The following is a 19,973-nucleotide window of genomic DNA, read 5'->3' as shown; positions in this document are numbered from 1 at the left end:
TCAAAACTACTGACGCTACAACTGGTCAGTGTATAAAAAAAGGAGGAACGCACTCAAGAGTTAAGCAGACGCCACTGCTCAGGGTAACGAATAAAATGTTCTACAACAAGACGGTTAAAGCTATGACCTGTCTTTTTTGCTTTAATGGTACCTGCCAGCTGGCACCCAAGTAGGGCCAAATCTCCCAGAAGATCAAGCACCTTGTGCTTGACACACTCATCTGCAATACGCATATCATTAAGCAGACCGTCTTTACCCGCTACCACGGTATTACCTAGCGATGTACCTTGGGCAAGACCATGCTGACGAAGCAACGGCAGCTGGTGCATAAATCCAAAGGTTCGGGCAGGTGCAAGTTCACGTGCAAAGCAGTCAGCTGTAATTGCAGCCTTAAAATGTGGACTACCTAAACTCGGATCGGCAAATTCAGCCTCATAGTCAACACTCACCAGACTTGCACCCTGACTGGGTAGCTTTTGAACGGGTGTAATACAGATCGAGCGACCATGTTTGTCTTGTATGCTTAATTCTTGTTTAGGCGTAATGATTTTTTTTGCAGCATTCTGCGCAACCAACCCAGTTTGCTGTATACCCTGAACAAAGGGCAAAGAACTTCCGTCCAAAATAGGAACTTCATACCCTTTAATTTCAATAACTGCATTATCAACACCAAGCTGCCCAAGTGCCGCCATTAAATGCTCTATCGTGCTGATCATCCAACGCTTTGACTTTAACACCGTTGCATGCATAGCAACTTCAGGCACAACACTACCAATAACAAGTGGTTCATCATGCAAATCAACGTTAACAATCGTAATGCCGGCATTTTCAATGGCCGGCTTAACCCACACCGTTGAGGGCTGCCCCGTGTGAACACCAATGCCCTCGAAAATAACATCTTTGGATACAGTTTTTTGCTTCCAGCGATCTGTCATACTTTTGCTCAGAATTTATAAGAAACAGGAAAGGGGCACTAAATTTAGTGCCCCTCATAATCTATATTTGCGCGTATTAAATTTATGCTTGCTTTACGCTAGTCTGCGCTTCGTGTGGATGCTCATTGCCAACGTACACTTTGAGCTTTTTCAAAATAGTACGATTTAATCTGTTCTTTGGCAACATACCACGAACGCCAAGCAAAATAAGACGGCGAGGATCTTTTTCAAACATTTTTTTCGCAGGAATCTGCTTAAGACCGCCCATCCAGCCGGAGTAACGAGAATAAATCTTGTCGTCCCACTTTGCGCCAGTCAATTTAATCTTTTCACAATTGGTGATAACAACATAGTCACCACTGTCGGTATGCGGTGTATATTCTGGTCTATCTTTACCACGCAAAATGTCAGCAACTCGTGTGCACAAACGACCAAGAACCTGGTCTGACGCATCAATTACATGCCATTTGGGGTCACGATCTTCGGGTCTAAGTCTAAAGCTTTTATTCATGTCCATAGGGAATTACCTCACAGCGCAAATGCTCTATTAATCGTTGATTTTAGAATTTTAATTTCGTTCGAAAGCCTTATTTTAAAGGAAAAAATAGGTTCGGTCAAATTAAGTTTGCCTAAATTAACACATACGACAAGCCCCTCCACCTCTCCCTAAACTATCATTAATTATTAAAATTTCAAATAGAAAATATAGGCAATGCAAAAAGAGTTGCTGAGAAAATATAAGTACTACTACCAGTAGGACATATTCATCGAATATAGACCAATTTACTAGCCTATCACAGCCCCCCATTTTATTTTTTAACAGAAATATTGTAAAATTAATTACAGTTAAAACATTTTACTGTTTTTATTGTAATGGAGGTTACACTCATGAAAACTATTTCAAAAATCTTTTTTGCTGCTTGTGCAATCACCCTTGCTAACGGTCACGGCATGCAAGCTACTAACCATGCTCCCTACGCAATTCCAGGAGCTCTAGGAACAACATCGCTTATTGCCGGACTTGCAAGTTTTTATAAGGGATACGAGATCACTAAGGCAAATATTTGGAGATCCTTAGCTATAGATGACCTAAACCAATACCTTGGAGAATGTCTAGCATACAGAATTCCAGTAGCAATATACGGATCCCGGCTCAACACAAACTACAATGCCTATGGCATAACCCTAACACTCGCAGGTCTTGGACTGTTAGTATACGCCGCACACAACTACTACTTCCCACCAGGAAAAGATCAGTCAAAATAAACAAATGGGCCCGCTTAAAGCGGGCCTTTTCTATTGCTGCTTACGCTCAACAGCTGCTTTTACAAAAGCTGAAAACAACGGATGTGGACTGCGTGGTGTAGAACAAAACTCTGGATGAAACTGGACCCCAAGCATAAATCTGTGGTCTGGGAACTCTGCAATCTCTACAAGCTCTTTATCTCGGTACACCCCTGAAAACACCAGACCCGCGTCCTCGTACGATTTTCGATAAGCATTATTAACCTCATAACGATGACGATGCCGTTCATAAATAACAGGCTTGCCATACGCTGCTTGAGCTTTTGTTGCCGGCTGCATGGTACACGGATATGCCCCACGTCGCATACTAGCACCTTTTCTGGTAACACCACGCTGCTCATCAAGCAAAGAAATAACGGCATGTTTCGTTTTAGGATCAATTTCTGTACTATTCGCTCCTTCAAGTCCAACTAAAGAACGCGCTGCCTCAATCAACATAACTTGCATTCCAAGGCATATACCAAAAAATGGTACATTATTTTCTCTTGCCCACGTCGCTGCAAGTACTTTACCCTCAACACCACGCTTATCAAATCCGCCAGGTACTAAAATAGCATCAAGTTCTTTAAGCTGTTGCCACGCTTGGTCATGCTCTTCTTGACCGGGCTCAAGTAGCTCAGCATCAATCACTGTAACTTTAACACGACGTTGCTGGTAAAACCCAGCGGTCTTAAGCGCCTCAATAATACTAATATACGGGTCATTAGCACCAACGTACTTTGCAATAAGCCCAATGTTGAGTTCTTTACTGCTCTGCTCAATTAAGCTTATGTACGTCTGCCAAAAACTAAGATCTGCTTTTTTGATTTCTTCGTGGTTAAAATGCTGCTGAATTCGTGCACACAAATTTTGTTCATTCAAATCAACAAACAATTTTGCTAAAGCTTCAAATGTCAAAACTTGAAAAATAAAATCTCGCCCAACACCGCACGTGAGTGCAACTTTTTCAACCGACTTCTCAGGAATTGGCTGCTCGGTTCGTAGGAATAAACAGTCGGGAACAAGCCCAGCTTTTTTAAGCTCCATAACACTATGTTGTGTTGGTTTTGTTTTGACTTCACCAGTCCACTCAAGATGAGGTACATAACTTAAATGCGCAAGCATTACCTGCCTGCCCAGCTCCATACGTAGCTGTCTGATGGCTTCTAAAAATAAGTCACCTTCCATGTCGCCAACCGTGCCACCAATTTCAACCAACACATACTCTACCTCGTGCTTAAGCGCAAACTCAAGCAAGCGTTGTTTAACAGTATTTGCTGCATGCGGCACCAGCTGTATACACTTACCAAGATATTTACCCTTGCGCTCTCCTTCAAGTACCTCCTGAAAAATCTGTCCCGACGAAATCGATGAATCTTGCGCTAAATGAATACCAAGCATGCGCTCGTAATGACCAAGATCAAGATCGGTTTCGGCACCATCATTGGTAACAAAAACTTCACCATGCTCAAGCGGTGACATTGTGCCAGGGTCGACATTGAGGTAAGGGTCACATTTAATAACCGATAATTTATATCCCGAACTCTTAAGCAACACACCAATGGAAGATGTTAATACGCCTTTACCAATAGATGAACAGACACCTCCAGTTACAATAATAAACTTTGTCTGCATTTCTTTGACTCGAGCAATAAGCTGATCTATGCTCTGATCAATCACGATGTCTCCTTTTTTAGATCTTTTTAGCGGGCCATTAATCTCTCGATTTCATCAGCCTCTTTGGTTAATTCATAACTTAAACAAACCGCCCCCTCGTCAGTCATGACGTAATCATCTTCAATACGCACACCGATATTCTCTTCGCAAATATACAGGCCTGGTTCAATAGTGAATACATTGCCCGGCTCAAGCGGAACCTTGTATGAACCAACATCATGCACATCTAGCCCCAAATAATGCCCTATGCCATGACAAAAATACTGTGCGTATCCTTTTCCTTCTAAAAATTTAATTGCTAAATGATGGAGTGACTTATCTTGCTGTTCAGGGTTTGATAAAAACATTCCTGGTTTTGCAATGCCTTCAACATAGCGCTGCGTCTCCAACACTATGTTGTATACTTCTTTTTGCCGTGTACTAAAAACACCATCTACAGGATAAGTACGCGTAATATCTGCTGCATAATACCCATATTCTGCACCAATATCAACAACTACTAGTTCATTTTCTCTCAGTTGATGTATCCGATCAGTGTAATGCAGGATCGTTGTATTTTGTCCAGTTGCTACAATCGACGGAAATGCTGGACCTGCGGCAGCTATGTGAGAAAATATAAATTCAATAGTTGCCTGCAATTCGTACTCAAATTTACCAGGTTGAATAGCCTTTGCTATTGACTCTTGCGCCATACTGGTCAGCTGCGCAGCTTTGTAGAGTAAATCTATTTCGTACTCATCTTTGGCTTTACGCATTTCATGCACTACTGGAGCAACATTGACAACACGCTCATACGAAATACCTAATTGACCAATTAAAAAATCAAGGAGCTGATACTGCAGGACAGCACCTGTCTGGTGCTCATCACGAATAACAAATAACGTTGTATCAGGCACCATACGTTCTTTTAACGTAGCCAAAATATTTTGATATTTTTCAAGCGTAAAAATAGGTACAAACGAGTACCCCTTTTGCTCTGAACCTAAAAATTTTATGCTATCCACCTCCAAAAGTGTTGCATCTCGTTCAGCATCAATTGTCGTTGTTACCCACTGTTGACGTACTGAGGAAAACTGGGGAACGTATAAAACCTCTTGCTCATTCAAATCGATACCCAACATAACACCAGGTTCAGTGATTCCCGTCAAATAATAAAAGGAACTTTCTTGACGAAAAACAGTACGATCAGGCTCAAACGCACCACACAGCAAAATAATGCCATCTCGAACCTGAGCAAACTGTTGCTTAACCAACTCTGTAAGCATCGCTCTTCGTCTTTTGAATAAAGTATAGTTTTGAGGTTTTGAAAAATGCACACACTCCCTTTCTGTCAAATCAATCTGATAAACTCAACGTTTAATAAATTGAGGCCTTTTAAATTTCTTTGCAAATGAACCGAGAGAATCAAGTCGTAAAGAAAATACCACGGCATGTTCACTGCGATTATTACCAAATTCTCGGTACCGCTTCTGTTCATAACCCAAATAAAAGCCCCAGCAATGTCCAGCATAGTCAAAACGTATACGATGGAGCAATGGTCTTACCGTACCTAACTTTAAGAAGCTTGATTTGCCCTGAGCATATAACTGTGCATCATAGAACAGCGTCGCACATTTGCCAAGAGGTATTTGACAATTAAGTAATAAAAAATGAGAAACGTTGGTTAAAATATCTCTAACTTCTTGGGCTTTACGATCTTGATAAAGATAACCCAAAGAGATATTAAAACGATCTGTATTAATACCAACACCACAATACGACTGCAAAAGGTTAAAGCGCTTCCAATCATATTCTTGATCACAAACAAAATTGACATATCTAAAGCCCCCTTCAGCATTCAAACGAAAAGGCAACAAATGCTCATGTGTCACTGACCGATCAAGGAAAAAACGATCTTTTGATGGGAAAAAATCATATCCCTGACTCAAACAGATCTCTGCATGCCATGGGTCCTTATGCCATGCATTGTGTAACGTCAATCCCAGCTGATTTTTTGCAAAGAAACGATCCCATTTGTCCATATAATACCAATGATCTTGAAAAAACCTTGGAACAAAATCCCAGGTCAAACACGGCTGAAAATAGTTTCCCCACGAGCCATTATGGGAAAGCAAGCTCCACTCGGGAAAAGCCCATGTAGCTCCCGCTGCTAAAAAAGCTCGGTAACCACCACGACCAAGCACGCGTTCTTCCCACACATTTTTTGAAAATACAGCATCTTGCTGCTTGTCAGATCTGACTTGAACAACTGGCTTAAAATAAGCTGTCAATGCATTTGAATAAAATTGAGCATGAGCAGATACATTGCCATGATAGTTAAAACGAATAAGCGATGTTTCATCCAATGGCTTTAACAAACGAGTGTCAACAAGCAAAGAGTTAGAATAGGTACGCTCTGCTTCTTTTTGACGATAATAAATATGGTCTATGAAAAAATCATGTCTGTATGAGAGAAAATCACCAATCCTTTGCCACGCCTGATTAACTTCAAAATGCGGCACCTTGACAACTGAAACACGATCCTCCAGCTCTTTACGCTTGCAAATAGCTGTCCCTTCCTGCTCCCGCTTGCAAGCAAGCTTTTGACTCAACTCATGTAAATGCGCATCTTGCGTCAATGAAAAATCAATAAATTGTCGTCTATTCGTTTTAATACTGTCAAGACTAAGCTCAAGCAAATTTTTTGGACTGGCTAGTCGCGCTATAACCGAATTACAAAAACTGTCTTCAACGTCCTCTATCGTATTAAAAAAATGATAGCCAATACGCTTATCAGTCCCAAAATCAAGTCTGACTAAACTATTAAGATCAATGTCCTTACCAGAAAAAAGATCAAAGGTACGAAAATCCTTACCCACAACCCAATAACGGTGTTGTTTTTTACTCACCACCCTTTTGTTTCGTCTCACAAGATTGTCATTGACAACCGCATAGTGAGCATTAAAAAGTGTAAAATCTTGCGGCGATCGGGCCCAACGCAATTCATCAAAAAAAACAATACCTCGACGATCGCGCCAGTCAAGACCAAGTGTTGTATCAGCATGCTCATGTATTCGATAGTAATACTCTTGCTTAAAACCAATGCCGTAATCAGAATCGAGCACAAATCGCGGAAATAAAAAACCTGAACTGCTTGTATGAGGCGAAAGTAGACCAATTGGCAACATAAAGCGTGGCAAAGAAAATATTGGCAATGGCCCCGCCTTAAACAGCGCATCGTGCATCTTTATAAAATAGCCACCGCGTAACATTGCACGCTTAGCTTTCATTTGCCAGTGTGGCCTGCGCCCATCGCAGGGAGTAAACTGTAAACTTTTTATATGCCAATCACGGCGATTAATCTTTTCTGCTTGTTGCGCGTACACATATCCTTCATCAACATGCAAAACTATTGAATCAGCATGGCCCGTCTGATCATTAAGATCGAAAACAAAGCGGTCAGTCAAAATGAGAAAGTCTTGCCCTTCAACCTTGACGTGTCCCTCTGTTTTTTTTTCTGCGACAATAATGTTTTTCTTCTTATCAAAGGTGACAACATCAGCACACAAATGGATTTTTTCATCAATAAGTACATCCACCTGATCATAAAACGTAAAGGTTTCAAGCGCATGTACAACTTGACGCTTGCTTTCTATTTTAATGCGATCAATGGCTGTTGAAACTTTGGGTAGTGCTGCATGTACATTACCCAACAATGCAAAGCTAAGCAGGCACAAACCAAGACGAGTAATGAACTTAAAATATGTCACGCCAACCTTAGTATGGCCTTCTACCTGCAAGCGCCTTAGCTATAGTTATACGATCCATATATTCCAAACTTGACCCGGTAGGAACACCGCTTGCAAGCTTAGAGATCGTCAATGGAAGATGCTGTATTTTTGAAGAAATAAAGCTTGCAGTCGCCTCACCCTCGGGAGTCGGGTTGGTTGCAAAAATAATTTCTTGAACATCACCTTCAAGACGCTTGAGCAAAGGCTGAATATGTAAATGTTCAGGACCTATGCCCTCAAGCGGACACAGTGATCCCCCCAGAATATGATAAACCCCTTCGTAACCGCCGGTATTTTCTATCGACCATAAATCATGCCATGTTTCAACGACACATATAACCTTGCCATCACGCTTTGGCGAACTACAAATTGAGCACAGTCCCTGCTGCTCCGTCCAGTTAAAGCATGCCGTACATAATTTAACTTGTTCACGCGCCTGTTTGATCGATTCAACGAGCTCATCGATTGTTTTATCATCGCGCGTCAAAAAATAAACTGCAACCTTGGCGATATTTTTAGACGCCAAGAAGGGAACTTTCTGTAGTTGCCTAATAAGCCTGCTCAGAGCAGGAAGTCGTCCAAACACGGCTCCTCCCTGCCATTACCCGAAGATATATTTTCTCAAAGAATCTTCAGCAACTGTCAACACGTTGTTAACAAACCAGTACAAGACAAGACCTGCTGGAAAGTTCAAAAACACGACAGTCATAATCACAGGCATAAACATCATGACAGCACGTTGTTTTTCATCACTGACGGGAGCAATAATCTGCTGAACCAGCATGGAAAGACCCATCAAGATTGGAAGTACGTAGTATGGGTCTTTGCTTGACAGGTCAACAATCCAGCCAATAAATGGTGCCTGATGAAGCGCCAAATAATTGTTCAAGACTCGATAGAGTGCAAACAAAATTGGCAATTGCACAAGCAGTGGCAAACAACCAACCATATGCGCGGTTGGGGAGAGACCGTGATCCTTGTGATACTTCATAATCTCTTCATGCGCTAGCTTCAGATCATTGCGATATTTTTGTCTAATTTTGTTAATAATCGGCTGATGTTTTTGGTATTCTTCCATTCTACGACGTCCATAAATAGAAAATGGGGTAAATGGAATCTTGAGCAAAATTGTCAAAATGATGATAGCAAAACCAAAGTTGCCAACATACTTGTAGATAATTTCCAACAGTTGAAGAAGTAGCTTACACAGCCATGACAACCATCCAAAAGACAAAAGCTCTTCAAGACGTGCATCAGCTTTTGCAAAATGCTGAAATAACTTTGGCCCAAAGTAAAATGACATCCTCCACTCACGCCCTTCAGTTACTTCAGGACCCTCAAGAACAGGAAGCACCTCGCGATCGTTAAGATACTTGACATAGGCACGCTGCACAAATTTGCTTGGGTCGTTAATTAATGCATGAACAAAATACTTGTTCTCTACCCCAAACAACGGATCTGTTCCTTGCCATGGCCACACAAGCCCCTGGGCCTTAACCGCTTCAGACTTGTCAATAGCTTGCTTTGACTCATTCCACGCAACAACGCTCAAACTATCTTGCTCAATCTCCTTAATGAATGGTGCTACAAAAAAGAGGCGTGGCTTGACCGGCTTTGCCTGTACAACTTTTGGCTCAAACCCAACAATCACATCAATCTGATAGCTATCTTTTACAAACACGTACTCTTTTGTAATAACCCACGACTCATTTTCTGCTTGAAAAACAAGCTCCATGCCACCATCAGTTTCACGTCGTTGTTTAAGCGTATAAATAAACGGAGTGTTCTCGTCCAGCGCAAGCAAGAAACAACCTTTTTTACGTTGCTGCTCATCGTGGACTCCTTTTGCCTGGACCGTTTTTAGCGCAGTTTTATTTCTACCTGTATGCTGATCAAAATCCAGTGATGTTAATATTGCACCATAGTTTGAAAACGTAGCAGTGCAATAATCTGTTTGTACAACCGTATTAGACTCATCCAACCCCGCCTTACGCTCAGCGGCAAACGAAACATCTAATACCAATGGTTTATACAAATCTTGAGTTGTTGGCACTTTGATCGGCTGCCCTGAAACTGCAGTCTGCTCCTGCTGTTCTACGCTGACAGGCCCCGTTTTTTCAGGTGCCTGAGAAAATTTACCAAAAAAGTAATGCATGGCACCAACCGTCGCCAATGAAAGTGCAATTGACAGAAGTAATTTTCTATCCATAAATTTTTCCTTGCGTTGCCTATAAATTCAATAAGAAATTATAAATTAAAATACATACAAACATTGAAACTACTGTAAAATGAGAATTCTACCAAAGAAATGCAATTGTCGCTAGCGCTATCATTGATAATTGCCTGCTGGTAAAATTTTTTTTTATTGGTATCGTAAGCATTACACACAGATACAGAAGTGAACTATAAAACGTATTTCTCTATCACAACTCCTTTATGTTCGTTTTTTACACGCAAACCACATTTAAAAATCGGGGAAGCAATCATGCAAAAAACACGCTCAATGTCAGTAAGCACGCTATCCACTTACCTCTGCCTAGGGTTGCTAGGCTTAACGCTGAGTGGATGTGGCAAACAAAAAAAAGAAAAAACAACAACTATCCCCATTGAACAAAATCAAGAAAAACCGATTAAAAAAAAGAAAAAGAAGAAACTAAACAAAGAAGACGATCTTACTCTTGCCGAGCTCAAACAACACGCGATTGATAGCATCAAGCGCAAACGTAAAATGGATGCCATCACGTATCTTGAAAAAATTGTCACACACTACCCAGATGAGCCGAACATCGGTAAGTTCAAACTAATGCTTGCAGAGATGTACTTTAAAACAGCAAGTTATCCATCAGCAAAGAAAATGTACTCTCACTTTAAACATTACTACCCTGCAAGCAAACACGCTGAGTATGCTCAGTACAAATCCATTCTTTCGAATTTTTACCAAACACTACGCACCGATTGCGACCAAACACGAACAGAAAAAACAATCAAAAGTTGCAAAAAATATCTAGCCGACGCTAGCAAGCTACGCTACCGTCGTGACGTGCAAGACATTCAAACAACCTGCATAAACAAACTCGTAGACAAAGAAGTATACGTTTTTAACTATTACCTCAAACAAGGCGAACTACAAGCTGCAGAAAACCGGCTCAAACATCTACGAGCCAACTTTCTAGAACAAAATTCATCACTTGAACCACGTCTACTCTTTTTAGAGTGTAAACTTGAGAAAAAACGTAATAACAAAGACTCAATCAGACACAAAATTGAGATATTGGATACCAAATATCCTCAGTCTCAATTTACCGTTATGGCTCAATCGCTTGATACGAGCAGCAGCCACAAACCAACTGTTCTTGACCTTGCATAATTTGACAATGTCATCTCCGGCGCTGATCGGCGATGACATTTCGCACTGATTCAGAGTTATGACAAACAACACACAAGCATTAGCTAAGCAAAAAACTGGGCGTGCTGGCGAACAAGCTGTCAGCACGCATCTTGAGGCAAATGGCTTTCAAGTCATCGCGCGTAACTATCAAACACGTGCTGGTGAGATTGACATCATTGCACAAAAAGATGATGTCGTTGCTTTTATTGAAGTTAAAACACGATTTAATGAGTACTTTCACATAACGCAGACCATTACAAAAAGCAAACAAAACAAAATCATCAAAACAGCCAAACACTTTGCCATGAAGCAAAGTGTTGTCGACAAGGTTTTGCGATTCGATGTTGCCATTGTCACTCGTCAAAATGGAACATGGCACGTCAACTATTTGCCCAATGCGTTTCAGGCTGGCTAAGAGTTCGTAACCGTAACATCAAGACTCATAAGATCATGCAGTGCCATTTTATGCGCAATTCGCTGAAACAAGGGCGCTGTAACTTGGGATGCATATTGAACATATTTTTTTGGCTCCTTGATAAACGTAATAACCACGCGTTTGTATGCACCCTGTTCAACAATTCCTGCAAACGTGTAATTATGATGCAGAGGTGAGTACTTACCATCTTTAACACACCGAGCGCTACCAGTTTTGCCCATCACTTGAAACCCATCGACGGGATAACGAACGCCAATGTCAGTCAAAATAGATTTGACATCTTCAATCGTTTTTTCTTTGTACAACCTGCGAGCATGCGCCACGTTCCCTTTAGACTGGCATAAAAGAGTCAGTGGTACGTCGTAACCCCCATTGGCAATGGTGCAAAAGGCACGCGCAAGCTGGGCAAGCGTTGCCATGATTTCATATCCAAACGATAAAACAATGACCGATGGCCTACTCCATTTAGACGGATGATTGACAAACCCATCACGTTCTCCCGGCAGCTCAATGCCTGTCTTTCTACCAAAGCCAAGCATGGTCAAATGATCATACAAATTATGCCCCAACCGCATACTCACTTTTGCAATACCAATATTGCTTGAGTAGCGCACAACATCGCGAAACGTCATTGTTTCAAACCGCCTCCAATTTTCAACACGTACGCGATTAACCATGGACACTTTTCCCTCGCAATCAATTTCTTCATCCATATCAACCACACCCTGCTCAAGCGCACCAAGCGCAGTGAAAACTTTAAAAACTGAGCCCAACTCATAACATTCATTGACAGCATTATTTTTAAGTAGGTCAAGATCGGTACATTTTTGATTTGGGTCAAAAGATGGATAGTTGGCAAGTGCAAGCACCTGACCATTGTCAGGATTGACAATAAGCACCGTACCTACCAATGCTTCATACTCTTCAACGGTTTGTTTAAGTTGTTCCCAAGCAAGAGACTGCAAAGTACTATCAATCGACAACCGCAGCACATCTCCTTTTTTTCCCTGCTGCTGAACTGCTTGTTCAAAGTAAAATGATCCAGAACGTGCATCCTTTTCAATGCTGACCAGTGTTGGGCTTCCACATAGTTGCTCTGAAAACAAAAGCTCTGTTCCGGTCAATCCAACGTTGTCAACATCAGTTATCCCAATCACTTGCCCTAACGAAGGCTGTGCATAAACACGCTGATCTTCGCCAACAAAATTAATATCGCAAACATCGGCTCCTTTAAGCCAGGAATAACGCTCTGAACTAAGCTTACGCTCAATCCAGAAAAAGTTTTGTTGTGGATGTTCGTTCATCTTTTTGTACACATCGGGGTAATGTCGCCTTAAAAAGTCATTCAATTTAGCAATATCTTTACACTGATTTTTAAGAACAAATGCGGACTGCACCTGCCTGTTAAATGCCAGCGCCACACTACCTGAGCGGTCAAAAATTTCTGCTCGCGCTGGCACAATGCTCAAATTTGTTTGATACTGACTTCGTGCCAACAGCATAAAAAAATCTTTTTGTCTTACCTGTAGCAGAAAAAGCCGCAATGCTATGATCGCAAACATTACAAAAAAACAAAGGCACACAAGCCCCACACGCATCTTATAGCGAGAGATATCTACATGGTTATACCATTTACGCATGAAAGGTTCCCATTGTCACTGTCTGAGATGTAGTTGTTTTTAGAGTGAGCACTTTGACCTGTTTGAGGTTAAGCTCTTGCATATTCAGCTCTTTACGCGCTAATTCTTTTGCCTTACTGTGATCTTGCAACTGACAAACCTGGACCAACAATTGCTGCTTTTCAAGCTCAAGACCTTTGTGCTCTTGCTCTAACCGCTGAAGTTTATAACGCAAGCGAATAATTGTATTGTGTTGATAAATTTTGGCAAAACAAAACAAGAAAGTAGCAGATAATAAGATTCCAATTACGTATTTATAGGCTCCCATTTTATTCCCTTTGTACAATAAATCTGTGAACAACCCTCCTAGGGGCAAGATATCATTAACATTTTGACCAAATCTACACTTTGTAGTTTTTTCAGGGTATGCTAAGTTGCATGGTGTAAAAATAATATCTTTATAGAAAAGGAGTAGCATGAGTACAACGTTAAAACGTCTTTGGTTGATCTGTTTGATAGCGATCCTGTCGGGGTGTGGAGATTGGTTCAGCACGGCAAACAGCAAAACAAAAAACAATAAGAAATCAACCCACGTTACCGAAGTTGTAAGCGAACAAGATTTCAATACCATGGTCCTCAAATCAGACAAACCAGTTGTCGTTGACTTTTGGGCAACATGGTGCGGTGCATGCAAAACCATGCTCCCTATTTTTAGCAAGCTCGCTGGTGAAATGAACAAAGACTATAAATTTGTCAGCATCGATATTGATAAAGCAAAAGGACTCGCCAATAAGTATGGTGTAACAGCCATCCCTACGTTTCTGTTCTTTGATGGTGGACAAAAAAAAGGTCAGATCGTCGGCGGCCAAAGCGAAGCAGCATTTAAAAAAGCAATTGAAGACAATTTGAAGCAAGCCGCAACAAAATCAGGAACTACATCCGCAACAGCTCCAACAGCATAATTGCTTAAGAGGTTGCTGATTTAACAACAAGTTTACAAGTCATAGATAATTGATTCGGGAGTGTACTTGTTCGTACACTCCTTTTTTACAGGTACCTAAAAAAATGAAGCTAAAAATTACAAACACACTCACTAAGCAAGAAGAATTTTTCACTCCTTTGCAAGAAGGAAAAGTAAATTTATATGTCTGTGGTATAACACCGTATGATTACGCTCACCTTGGCCACGGCCGAGCATATGTTCATTTTGACTTTCTACTCCGCCTGCTGCGTCAACTAGGTTACGATGTAGCCTACGCACGAAATTTCACTGATATTGATGATAAGCTCATCAATCGTGCCCAAGAGATGGGTGGAAATACGACATACAAAGATGTCGCTGAAAAATTCATTGCTGCATACACCGATGATATGCAAGCACTCAATTGCATAACGCCAGAATATGAACCACGCGTGACGGAATGCATTCCAGAAATTATCATCTTCATCGAAGAACTCATCAAAAAAGAACATGCCTACGTTATTGATAACGATGTGTATTTTGACATCAGCACATTTAAAGAATACGGCAAACTCTCAGGCAGAGATCTAAATGACTTGTTGGCCGGTGCACGCGTCGATGTTGATGAGCGTAAAAAAAATGCTAGTGACTTTGCACTATGGAAGGGCAACAACAATAACGAATACTGGCAGTCTCCATGGGGTTATGGTCGACCAGGATGGCACATTGAATGTTCTGTTATGGCCAAAAAACATCTCGGACAAACAATTGACATCCATGGTGGCGGCATGGATCTTATTTTTCCTCATCATGAAAATGAAATTGCCCAAACAGAGGCGCTTCACGACAAACCATTTGCAAACTACTGGATACACAACGCCTTTGTAAATGTTAACAAAGTTAAAATGTCAAAATCGTTGGGCAACTTTATGACGCTGCACGAAGCGTTTAAAACTGTTGACCCCATGGTACTGCGCTATTTCTTTTTACAACACCATTACACAACTCCAATCGACTTTAATCCCGTTGATGTTGACGCCGCAAAAACAGCTTACAAAAAACTGTGCTCCCATTTTTCTGACCCGTCTCTTACAATACTCAACAGCAAGCAATGTAAACAATTTGCAGAACAATCTGATATTGCTAACACTATGCTGCAAGCACTATGCAATAACTTGAATACCCCAAAGCTTTTGGGACTTGTATTTGAAAACCTTGCCACAATAAAGACATCACTCGAACTTGCCAACTTTATCTACACCATGCTCTCAGGTATACTTGGGCTTACGCTGCAACCGTTCAAAGAGCAAACCCTTGACATTACCCCAGAGATTCAGGCATTGCTAGATGAGCGAACACAAGCACGTGAGCAAAAAGACTGGGCTCGTGCAGACGCTATTCGCGACCAACTGACTGCCATGGGCTACCAAGCACAAGATAAAAAAATAGGGTAACTAACATAAAAATGGGGCTTCATGCATTTACATGCAACACTCGTTCTGGCTCTGTCATGCATGAGTTTTCTTCAGTCGCTTGAGGCTTCTGAAAAAGCTACGCTGTTGCTTGACGATATGACAACAGAACAAATGAGCAAACACTCTCTACACGAAGTGATCAAAAACAGAACTCCAGTAAGTGCATTGACGGCACTGTTAAAAGTAAACACTTATGATTTTTCGCTTAGAGACGGCCAAGGCCTTACCGCGCTAGAACTTGCATTTCAGGAAAAAAACTGGCCGGCTTACATGGTACTCTTGGAACAAGGCAACACCTTATTACACACTCATGCAATGTATGGAACCCTGCAATGCGACCTTAATTTCGAAAGCCAAATTGTTTTAGGGAAAAACAAAGAAGGACACTACTGCTTACTTTTTCGCTCAATGCTAAACAAAAAAAGTACCCATGGGTTAACCCCGTTAATGTGTGCAGTACTGACCGGCAATATTGAAAGCATGATTGCACTTATTGATTGCGGCGCAGATGTCAACGTCTACAATGATATTTTAGACTGCAGCGCCCTTAGTCTTGCAGCTCACATAAATTACCAAGAACGAGCGGCTCAGTTTGAACAAATCGAACTCAACAAGAACACTTGGAAATGGTTAATAGGAAAATTAAAAACAGCTGACCTGCAAAAAAGCATTTTAAAAGAGCTTCTTGATGCTGGCGCCAATAAAAATGTACAAGATCGCTCCGGCAAGAATCTTATAGAGCAGCTAGAGGACACTAACTTAGAAATTGCATCATTTATAAAAAACTATCAACCCCAACCGACTACACGAGTCTACCATAAAGACGAAGAACCTTGCTGTTGGTTGTGGGAAGGAGTAAAAATGTGCTATGCCTGTATAAGAGGAAGTGAATAGCATTGTACATTTTTAACAAAGAGAGAGATGCATCGCATGAAAAAGCGTATGGCTGGAGTCTTATTTTTCCTAGCACTTAGTGTAATACTTCGGGTACAACCAGAATGTCGTAGTCTTTTTTCTCCCCGCGATGATGTTTCTACAAAGCTTATCGAACTTATCAAACATGCTCAAACAAGTATTGATGTAGCTGTCTATATGCTTACAGCAAAGCCTCTAGCTCAGGCACTAATCGACGCTCATAACCGAGGGGTCAAAGTTACCGTTATTGTAGACCCCATAAGCTGTGACAAATTTGGCAAGGGAGATTTCTTAGCCGAAAACAATGTCGTGGTCAAAGTATTTGATCAAAGCAAAGCTCACAAAAATTTTTTTGGCAGTGACGATGTGCTTATGCACCATAAATTTGCAATCTTTGACAACACTGTCGTTTGGACGGGTTCATTTAACTGGACAAAATCAGCCAACGAAAAACACCGCGAAAACGTTATAGTCACTGACGATAAAAATATTATCACCGACTACCGAAAAGAATTTGCTCAGCTCTTAAAGATCAGTAAGCCATTTAGGGCAAAGGCAAAAGCAGTGCGCGAGCCGGAGCGGCCTCAAGGCCAGCAAGCAATAAAGGCAAACATGACAAAAAATAATGCCCACCCTGCGCTTGCGCAAGCCGCAGCCCTTCAACAATAATGATGCCCGCTTCAAACAACGCAATATGGGAAGCATGATCGGACTGGCCTCGTTCAATGCCGAGATAATCAATGCCAACTGTCTTAACTCGGCACTCGGCCAAAAACTGAGCTGCCGAGCTATCAATATACACAAAGTCTTTGTTAAATGGCTCTTGCACCTTAAGTTGACTGTTTTTTGTTTTAAGCAGAATTATTTCATGCTCTTGCGGCTTATGAGCACGCAAATCATCAGCTGATATTTTTTCTTTACACACCGTCATGTCAAGCACTCGGCATGAACCAATAAAATGATCTAGGCTTATTTGATCAATAGTTTTACCATCTTTAACAAAGTGAGCCGGTGCATCTACATGCGTACCGCTATGCGTCCCAAGGGTAACAAGTGCTTCTCGTACCTCATCTTTATCAAATGTCTTAGTTGCCTCAAACACTACAACTTTACGATCTTTGTAAGCTGTCATATCTGGACTGATTGGCCAACTAATATCAATCAAACTATCTGTTTGCATAATTCTCACTCCTCTTCATTCTTTTTTACTGTATGCCCACCAAATTTATTGCGCAACATGGCAACAACCTTTGTTCCAAAATTACCACCAGTAGAGCGTGACCATGCACGTATGGCAAGTGCTTCATCAATCAGTTTGACTGGTACGTTCTTCTCATGAGCAGCCTGAGACGTCCATTGCCCTGTCTTGTTTTCAGCTATATAACCTGAGATATGCTCAAGTGTCTGGTCTTGCTCGAAAACTTCGTGCGCCAGTTCAACAATCCATGAGCGAATTATCGAGCCATTTGCCCATACCTTGGTTACTTTTTCAAGGTCAAGGTTGGGATAATGTCCATTTTTTAACAGATCAAGGCCTTCTCCATATGCTTGGAGCAATGCATACTCTATACCATTATGCACCATCTTTACATAATGCCCGGCTCCAGCCGGACCCATGTAACCAAATCCATCTGGAGCTGCAACGGCGGCAAACAACGGTATTATTTTTTCAAAGACTTGCTGGTCTCCGCCAACCATGAGTGAAAATCCAATATCACGACCATGCACACCACCTGATGTGCCACAATCGAGAAAATGAATTTTTTTCTCTTGCAATGCTTGATGGCGTCTGATTGTGTCTTTGTACAAACTGTTACCACCATCAATGAGAATGTCTTCTGAGCGAAGGTTTGGTAATAATTGTTCAATCACCTGATCAACAGGTTCACCCTGTGGAACCATAATCCAAATAATGCGAGCTTTGGTAGCTAGTTCTTCAAGCGTTGTAACAATTTCAACACCGCTCTCACGCGCTTGCTGCCGTGCTTGCTGGCCCATGTCAAAGCCAGCAACGTTATGTCCCGCTTGAACAAGGCGATGAGTAATGGCTTGGCCCATTTTACCAAGTCCAACAAGTCCTATCTTCATGCTTTCCATGTAATTTCCCTTTCACTATCAAGCTGCTTAACTTGAGCTGGCCCATCTCCCCCCTTTTCATAGGCATACAATTTTTTTTCAAATTGCTGTACCTGCTCAATAATCTTCCAGGATAAAATAATTTCATCTGAGCGAACAAAGGCACACTGATCGCCTTTTATAACATCGGCTAACAGCGTTTCATAGGCCTCTGGCGTATTAGGTCCAAAAATAGAACTGTGGCATAAATCCATCGTTACAGGCGTTACCTGATTATTTACTCCAGGTTTTTTGACATTTAAATCAAGATAGATACCCTCGTCGGGCTGAATTTTGATAGTCAGGTAATTTGAATCTGCGGGACACCAGTCAAGTAGACACTTAACCATCTTAAATTTAATATGTACACTTGCCTCTTTATTTTTAAGATATTTTCCCGTCTTCAAATAAAATGGTACACCCTGCCAACGCTGGTTATCGACGGTTAGCTTAAGCGCTGCAAATGTCTCAGTCTGCGAGTCTTTATTGACATTTGCTTCCTGCAAATACCCCTTGTATTGGCCTAAAATAACGTTATCAACATTAACGTCTTTAAGAACCTGAGCTTTGGCATCACGCACTTGCTTGGCTGTCAACATTTCAGGTGGCTCCATTGCAATTAACGAAAGAATCTGAAGCATATGGTTTTGCACAACATCTTTAAGCGCACCACAAGCATCATAAAACTCTCCCCTGCCCTCGATGCCAATTTTTTCGCTCAGCACAATTTGCACAGACTCAATATGCTCATTATTCCACAACGGCTCAAAAACGCGGTTGGTAAAACGTGCTAGCGCTATGTTGCTCACCAGCTCTTTTCCAAGATAATGATCAATACGGTATACCTGTTTTTCATCATATACCTGAGCTATGCTGTCGTTAATTTCTTGCGCTGAAACTAGATCATAACCAAATGGCTTTTCATAGACTATGCGCGACCACGGCTCGTTACCATGATCATCTCGCTGTCTGACAATACAACACTGAGCTAAGTTTCTGGTTAAAAATGCGAAGTGCTGGGGCATAACCGCCAGGTAATAAATCCTATTGCCAAACAAACCATGCTTTTGCTCGACGCGCTGCAACAACTCATAAAATGGCGCATACGCACTGTCATCATGAAAATCCATCTGATGGTAATAAGCCGCCTGGGTAATTTTTTGCCAGACCTGCTCATCAATGCCTGTAATAAATTTTTTACCATCGGATAGCACCTGCTCAATTGTTGTATCTGAAAGTGCTGCACCTACCAACACAAATTTTGAAATCATCTTGTCGGCAACAAGTTTATATATAGCTGGAATCAGCTTACGCTTTGCCAGATCACCCGTTGCCCCCAACAGAACAAACGTACATTCGTTTTGCATAGTACCAAACCATCATTAAAAAATAAAAGCT

The 19,973-nt window shown here is 41.4% G+C and carries 18 protein-coding genes; 7 read left to right on the top strand and 11 right to left on the bottom strand.

Annotation, left to right across the window (positions count from 1 at the left end; genetic code table 11):
• Positions 1–53: 53 nt before the first annotated feature.
• Positions 54–935: a UDP-3-O-[3-hydroxymyristoyl] N-acetylglucosamine deacetylase gene (gene lpxC / locus H6679_03595; GenBank protein MCB9493332.1), complete on the bottom strand. Its 882-nt coding sequence runs from the start codon at positions 933–935 to the stop codon at positions 54–56.
• 82 nt (positions 936–1,017) lie between these two features.
• On the bottom strand, positions 1,018–1,446 hold the full coding sequence (gene rplM, locus H6679_03590; protein ID MCB9493331.1) for a 50S ribosomal protein L13: 429 nt from the start codon (positions 1,444–1,446) through the stop codon (positions 1,018–1,020).
• A gap of 377 nt (positions 1,447–1,823) precedes the next feature.
• Between rplM and H6679_03585 the strand changes: the two genes are divergently transcribed.
• Positions 1,824–2,201 carry a hypothetical protein gene (locus tag H6679_03585; protein ID MCB9493330.1) on the top strand — a complete coding sequence of 126 codons (378 nt, stop codon included), beginning with the start codon at positions 1,824–1,826 and terminating at the stop codon, positions 2,199–2,201.
• A gap of 30 nt (positions 2,202–2,231) precedes the next feature.
• Here the strand turns inward: H6679_03585 and H6679_03580 are convergent, their stop codons facing one another.
• Genes H6679_03580 through yidC form a run of 5 tightly spaced genes read right to left on the bottom strand, consistent with a single transcriptional unit; the run spans position 2,232 to position 9,875 of the window.
• Entirely contained in the window at positions 2,232–3,899 is a 1,668-nt protein-coding gene (locus H6679_03580; protein ID MCB9493329.1) for a CTP synthase, read from the bottom strand.
• Between the two features lie 23 nt (positions 3,900–3,922).
• Positions 3,923–5,212, bottom strand: a complete 1,290-nt coding sequence (locus H6679_03575) for an aminopeptidase P N-terminal domain-containing protein (protein ID MCB9493328.1) — start codon at positions 5,210–5,212, stop codon at positions 3,923–3,925.
• A 33-nt stretch (positions 5,213–5,245) separates the two neighbouring features.
• Positions 5,246–7,645 carry an LPS-assembly protein LptD gene (locus H6679_03570; GenBank protein MCB9493327.1) on the bottom strand — a complete coding sequence of 800 codons (2,400 nt, stop codon included), beginning with the start codon at positions 7,643–7,645 and terminating at the stop codon, positions 5,246–5,248.
• Between the two features lie 7 nt (positions 7,646–7,652).
• Positions 7,653–8,252 carry a recombination protein RecR gene (recR, locus tag H6679_03565; GenBank protein ID MCB9493326.1) on the bottom strand — a complete coding sequence of 200 codons (600 nt, stop codon included), beginning with the start codon at positions 8,250–8,252 and terminating at the stop codon, positions 7,653–7,655.
• A 15-nt stretch (positions 8,253–8,267) separates the two neighbouring features.
• A complete protein-coding gene (gene yidC / locus H6679_03560) occupies positions 8,268–9,875 on the bottom strand; it encodes a membrane protein insertase YidC (protein MCB9493325.1) in 1,608 nt (535 codons plus the stop codon).
• A 276-nt stretch (positions 9,876–10,151) separates the two neighbouring features.
• Between yidC and bamD the strand changes: the two genes are divergently transcribed.
• Both bamD and H6679_03550 read left to right on the top strand, forming a co-directional pair.
• The gene (gene bamD / locus H6679_03555; protein ID MCB9493324.1) at positions 10,152–11,033 is read left to right on the top strand and encodes an outer membrane protein assembly factor BamD; all 882 of its coding nucleotides are present in this window, start codon (positions 10,152–10,154) and stop codon (positions 11,031–11,033) included.
• A gap of 58 nt (positions 11,034–11,091) precedes the next feature.
• Positions 11,092–11,469, top strand: coding sequence for a YraN family protein (locus H6679_03550; GenBank protein MCB9493323.1), 378 nt, complete (start codon positions 11,092–11,094; stop codon positions 11,467–11,469).
• Here the strand turns inward: H6679_03550 and H6679_03545 are convergent.
• Together H6679_03545 and H6679_03540 are read right to left on the bottom strand one after the other, a co-directional pair.
• The gene (locus H6679_03545) at positions 11,466–13,130 is read right to left on the bottom strand and encodes a penicillin-binding protein 2 (GenBank protein MCB9493322.1); all 1,665 of its coding nucleotides are present in this window, start codon (positions 13,128–13,130) and stop codon (positions 11,466–11,468) included. The two genes, H6679_03550 and H6679_03545, sit on opposite strands and share 4 nt — an antisense overlap.
• Positions 13,123–13,437, bottom strand: a complete 315-nt coding sequence (locus tag H6679_03540) for a cell division protein FtsL (protein ID MCB9493321.1) — start codon at positions 13,435–13,437, stop codon at positions 13,123–13,125. The genes H6679_03545 and H6679_03540 overlap by 8 nt, the downstream gene beginning before the upstream one ends.
• 148 nt (positions 13,438–13,585) lie before the next feature.
• Between H6679_03540 and trxA the strand changes: the two genes are divergently transcribed.
• The 4 genes from trxA to H6679_03520 all read left to right on the top strand — a co-directional run bounded on the left by trxA (position 13,586) and on the right by H6679_03520 (position 17,129).
• A complete protein-coding gene (gene trxA / locus H6679_03535) occupies positions 13,586–14,071 on the top strand; it encodes a thioredoxin (protein MCB9493320.1) in 486 nt (161 codons plus the stop codon).
• A 103-nt stretch (positions 14,072–14,174) separates the two neighbouring features.
• Positions 14,175–15,524, top strand: coding sequence for a cysteine--tRNA ligase (locus tag H6679_03530; protein ID MCB9493319.1), 1,350 nt, complete (start codon positions 14,175–14,177; stop codon positions 15,522–15,524).
• Positions 15,525–15,545: 21 nt separating this feature from the next.
• Positions 15,546–16,439, top strand: coding sequence for a hypothetical protein (locus tag H6679_03525; GenBank protein ID MCB9493318.1), 894 nt, complete (start codon positions 15,546–15,548; stop codon positions 16,437–16,439).
• Between the two features lie 36 nt (positions 16,440–16,475).
• Complete coding sequence (locus H6679_03520) at positions 16,476–17,129, top strand: DUF1669 domain-containing protein (GenBank protein MCB9493317.1); 654 nt, start codon at positions 16,476–16,478, stop codon at positions 17,127–17,129.
• 516 nt (positions 17,130–17,645) lie between these two features.
• On the opposite strand, the gene gnd is transcribed toward H6679_03520, so the two are convergent.
• Together gnd and zwf are read right to left on the bottom strand one after the other, a co-directional pair.
• Entirely contained in the window at positions 17,646–18,557 is a 912-nt protein-coding gene (gene gnd / locus H6679_03515; GenBank protein MCB9493316.1) for a decarboxylating 6-phosphogluconate dehydrogenase, read from the bottom strand.
• Positions 18,545–19,942 carry a glucose-6-phosphate dehydrogenase gene (gene zwf / locus H6679_03510; GenBank protein ID MCB9493315.1) on the bottom strand — a complete coding sequence of 466 codons (1,398 nt, stop codon included), beginning with the start codon at positions 19,940–19,942 and terminating at the stop codon, positions 18,545–18,547. Before zwf ends, gnd begins: the two co-directional genes overlap by 13 nt.
• Positions 19,943–19,973 lie beyond the last annotated feature (31 nt).

It is taken from the genome of Campylobacterota bacterium, assembly GCA_020633995.1.
Classification (GTDB): domain Bacteria; phylum Babelota; class Babeliae; order Babelales; family RVW-14; genus JACKCO01.
Note: the sequence above shows the minus strand (reverse complement) of the source record. Positions and strands in the feature narration are given on the sequence as shown.

Bases quoted from the DNA above. Each gene is read 5' to 3' on its own strand.
- lpxC (MCB9493332.1), bottom strand. From the start codon at position 935: ATGACAGATCGCTGGAAGCAAAAAACTGTATCCAAAGATGTTATTTTC.
- rplM (MCB9493331.1), bottom strand. From the start codon at position 1,446: ATGAATAAAAGCTTTAGACTTAGACCCGAAGATCGTGACCCCAAATGG.
- H6679_03585 (MCB9493330.1), top strand. From the start codon at position 1,824: ATGAAAACTATTTCAAAAATCTTTTTTGCTGCTTGTGCAATCACCCTT.
- yidC (MCB9493325.1), bottom strand. From the start codon at position 9,875: ATGGATAGAAAATTACTTCTGTCAATTGCACTTTCATTGGCGACGGTT.
- bamD (MCB9493324.1), top strand. From the start codon at position 10,152: ATGCAAAAAACACGCTCAATGTCAGTAAGCACGCTATCCACTTACCTC.
- H6679_03550 (MCB9493323.1), top strand. From the start codon at position 11,092: ATGACAAACAACACACAAGCATTAGCTAAGCAAAAAACTGGGCGTGCT.
- H6679_03545 (MCB9493322.1), bottom strand. From the start codon at position 13,130: ATGCGTAAATGGTATAACCATGTAGATATCTCTCGCTATAAGATGCGT.
- H6679_03540 (MCB9493321.1), bottom strand. From the start codon at position 13,437: ATGGGAGCCTATAAATACGTAATTGGAATCTTATTATCTGCTACTTTC.
- trxA (MCB9493320.1), top strand. From the start codon at position 13,586: ATGAGTACAACGTTAAAACGTCTTTGGTTGATCTGTTTGATAGCGATC.
- H6679_03530 (MCB9493319.1), top strand. From the start codon at position 14,175: ATGAAGCTAAAAATTACAAACACACTCACTAAGCAAGAAGAATTTTTC.
- H6679_03525 (MCB9493318.1), top strand. From the start codon at position 15,546: ATGCATTTACATGCAACACTCGTTCTGGCTCTGTCATGCATGAGTTTT.
- H6679_03520 (MCB9493317.1), top strand. From the start codon at position 16,476: ATGAAAAAGCGTATGGCTGGAGTCTTATTTTTCCTAGCACTTAGTGTA.
- gnd (MCB9493316.1), bottom strand. From the start codon at position 18,557: ATGGAAAGCATGAAGATAGGACTTGTTGGACTTGGTAAAATGGGCCAA.
- zwf (MCB9493315.1), bottom strand. From the start codon at position 19,942: ATGCAAAACGAATGTACGTTTGTTCTGTTGGGGGCAACGGGTGATCTG.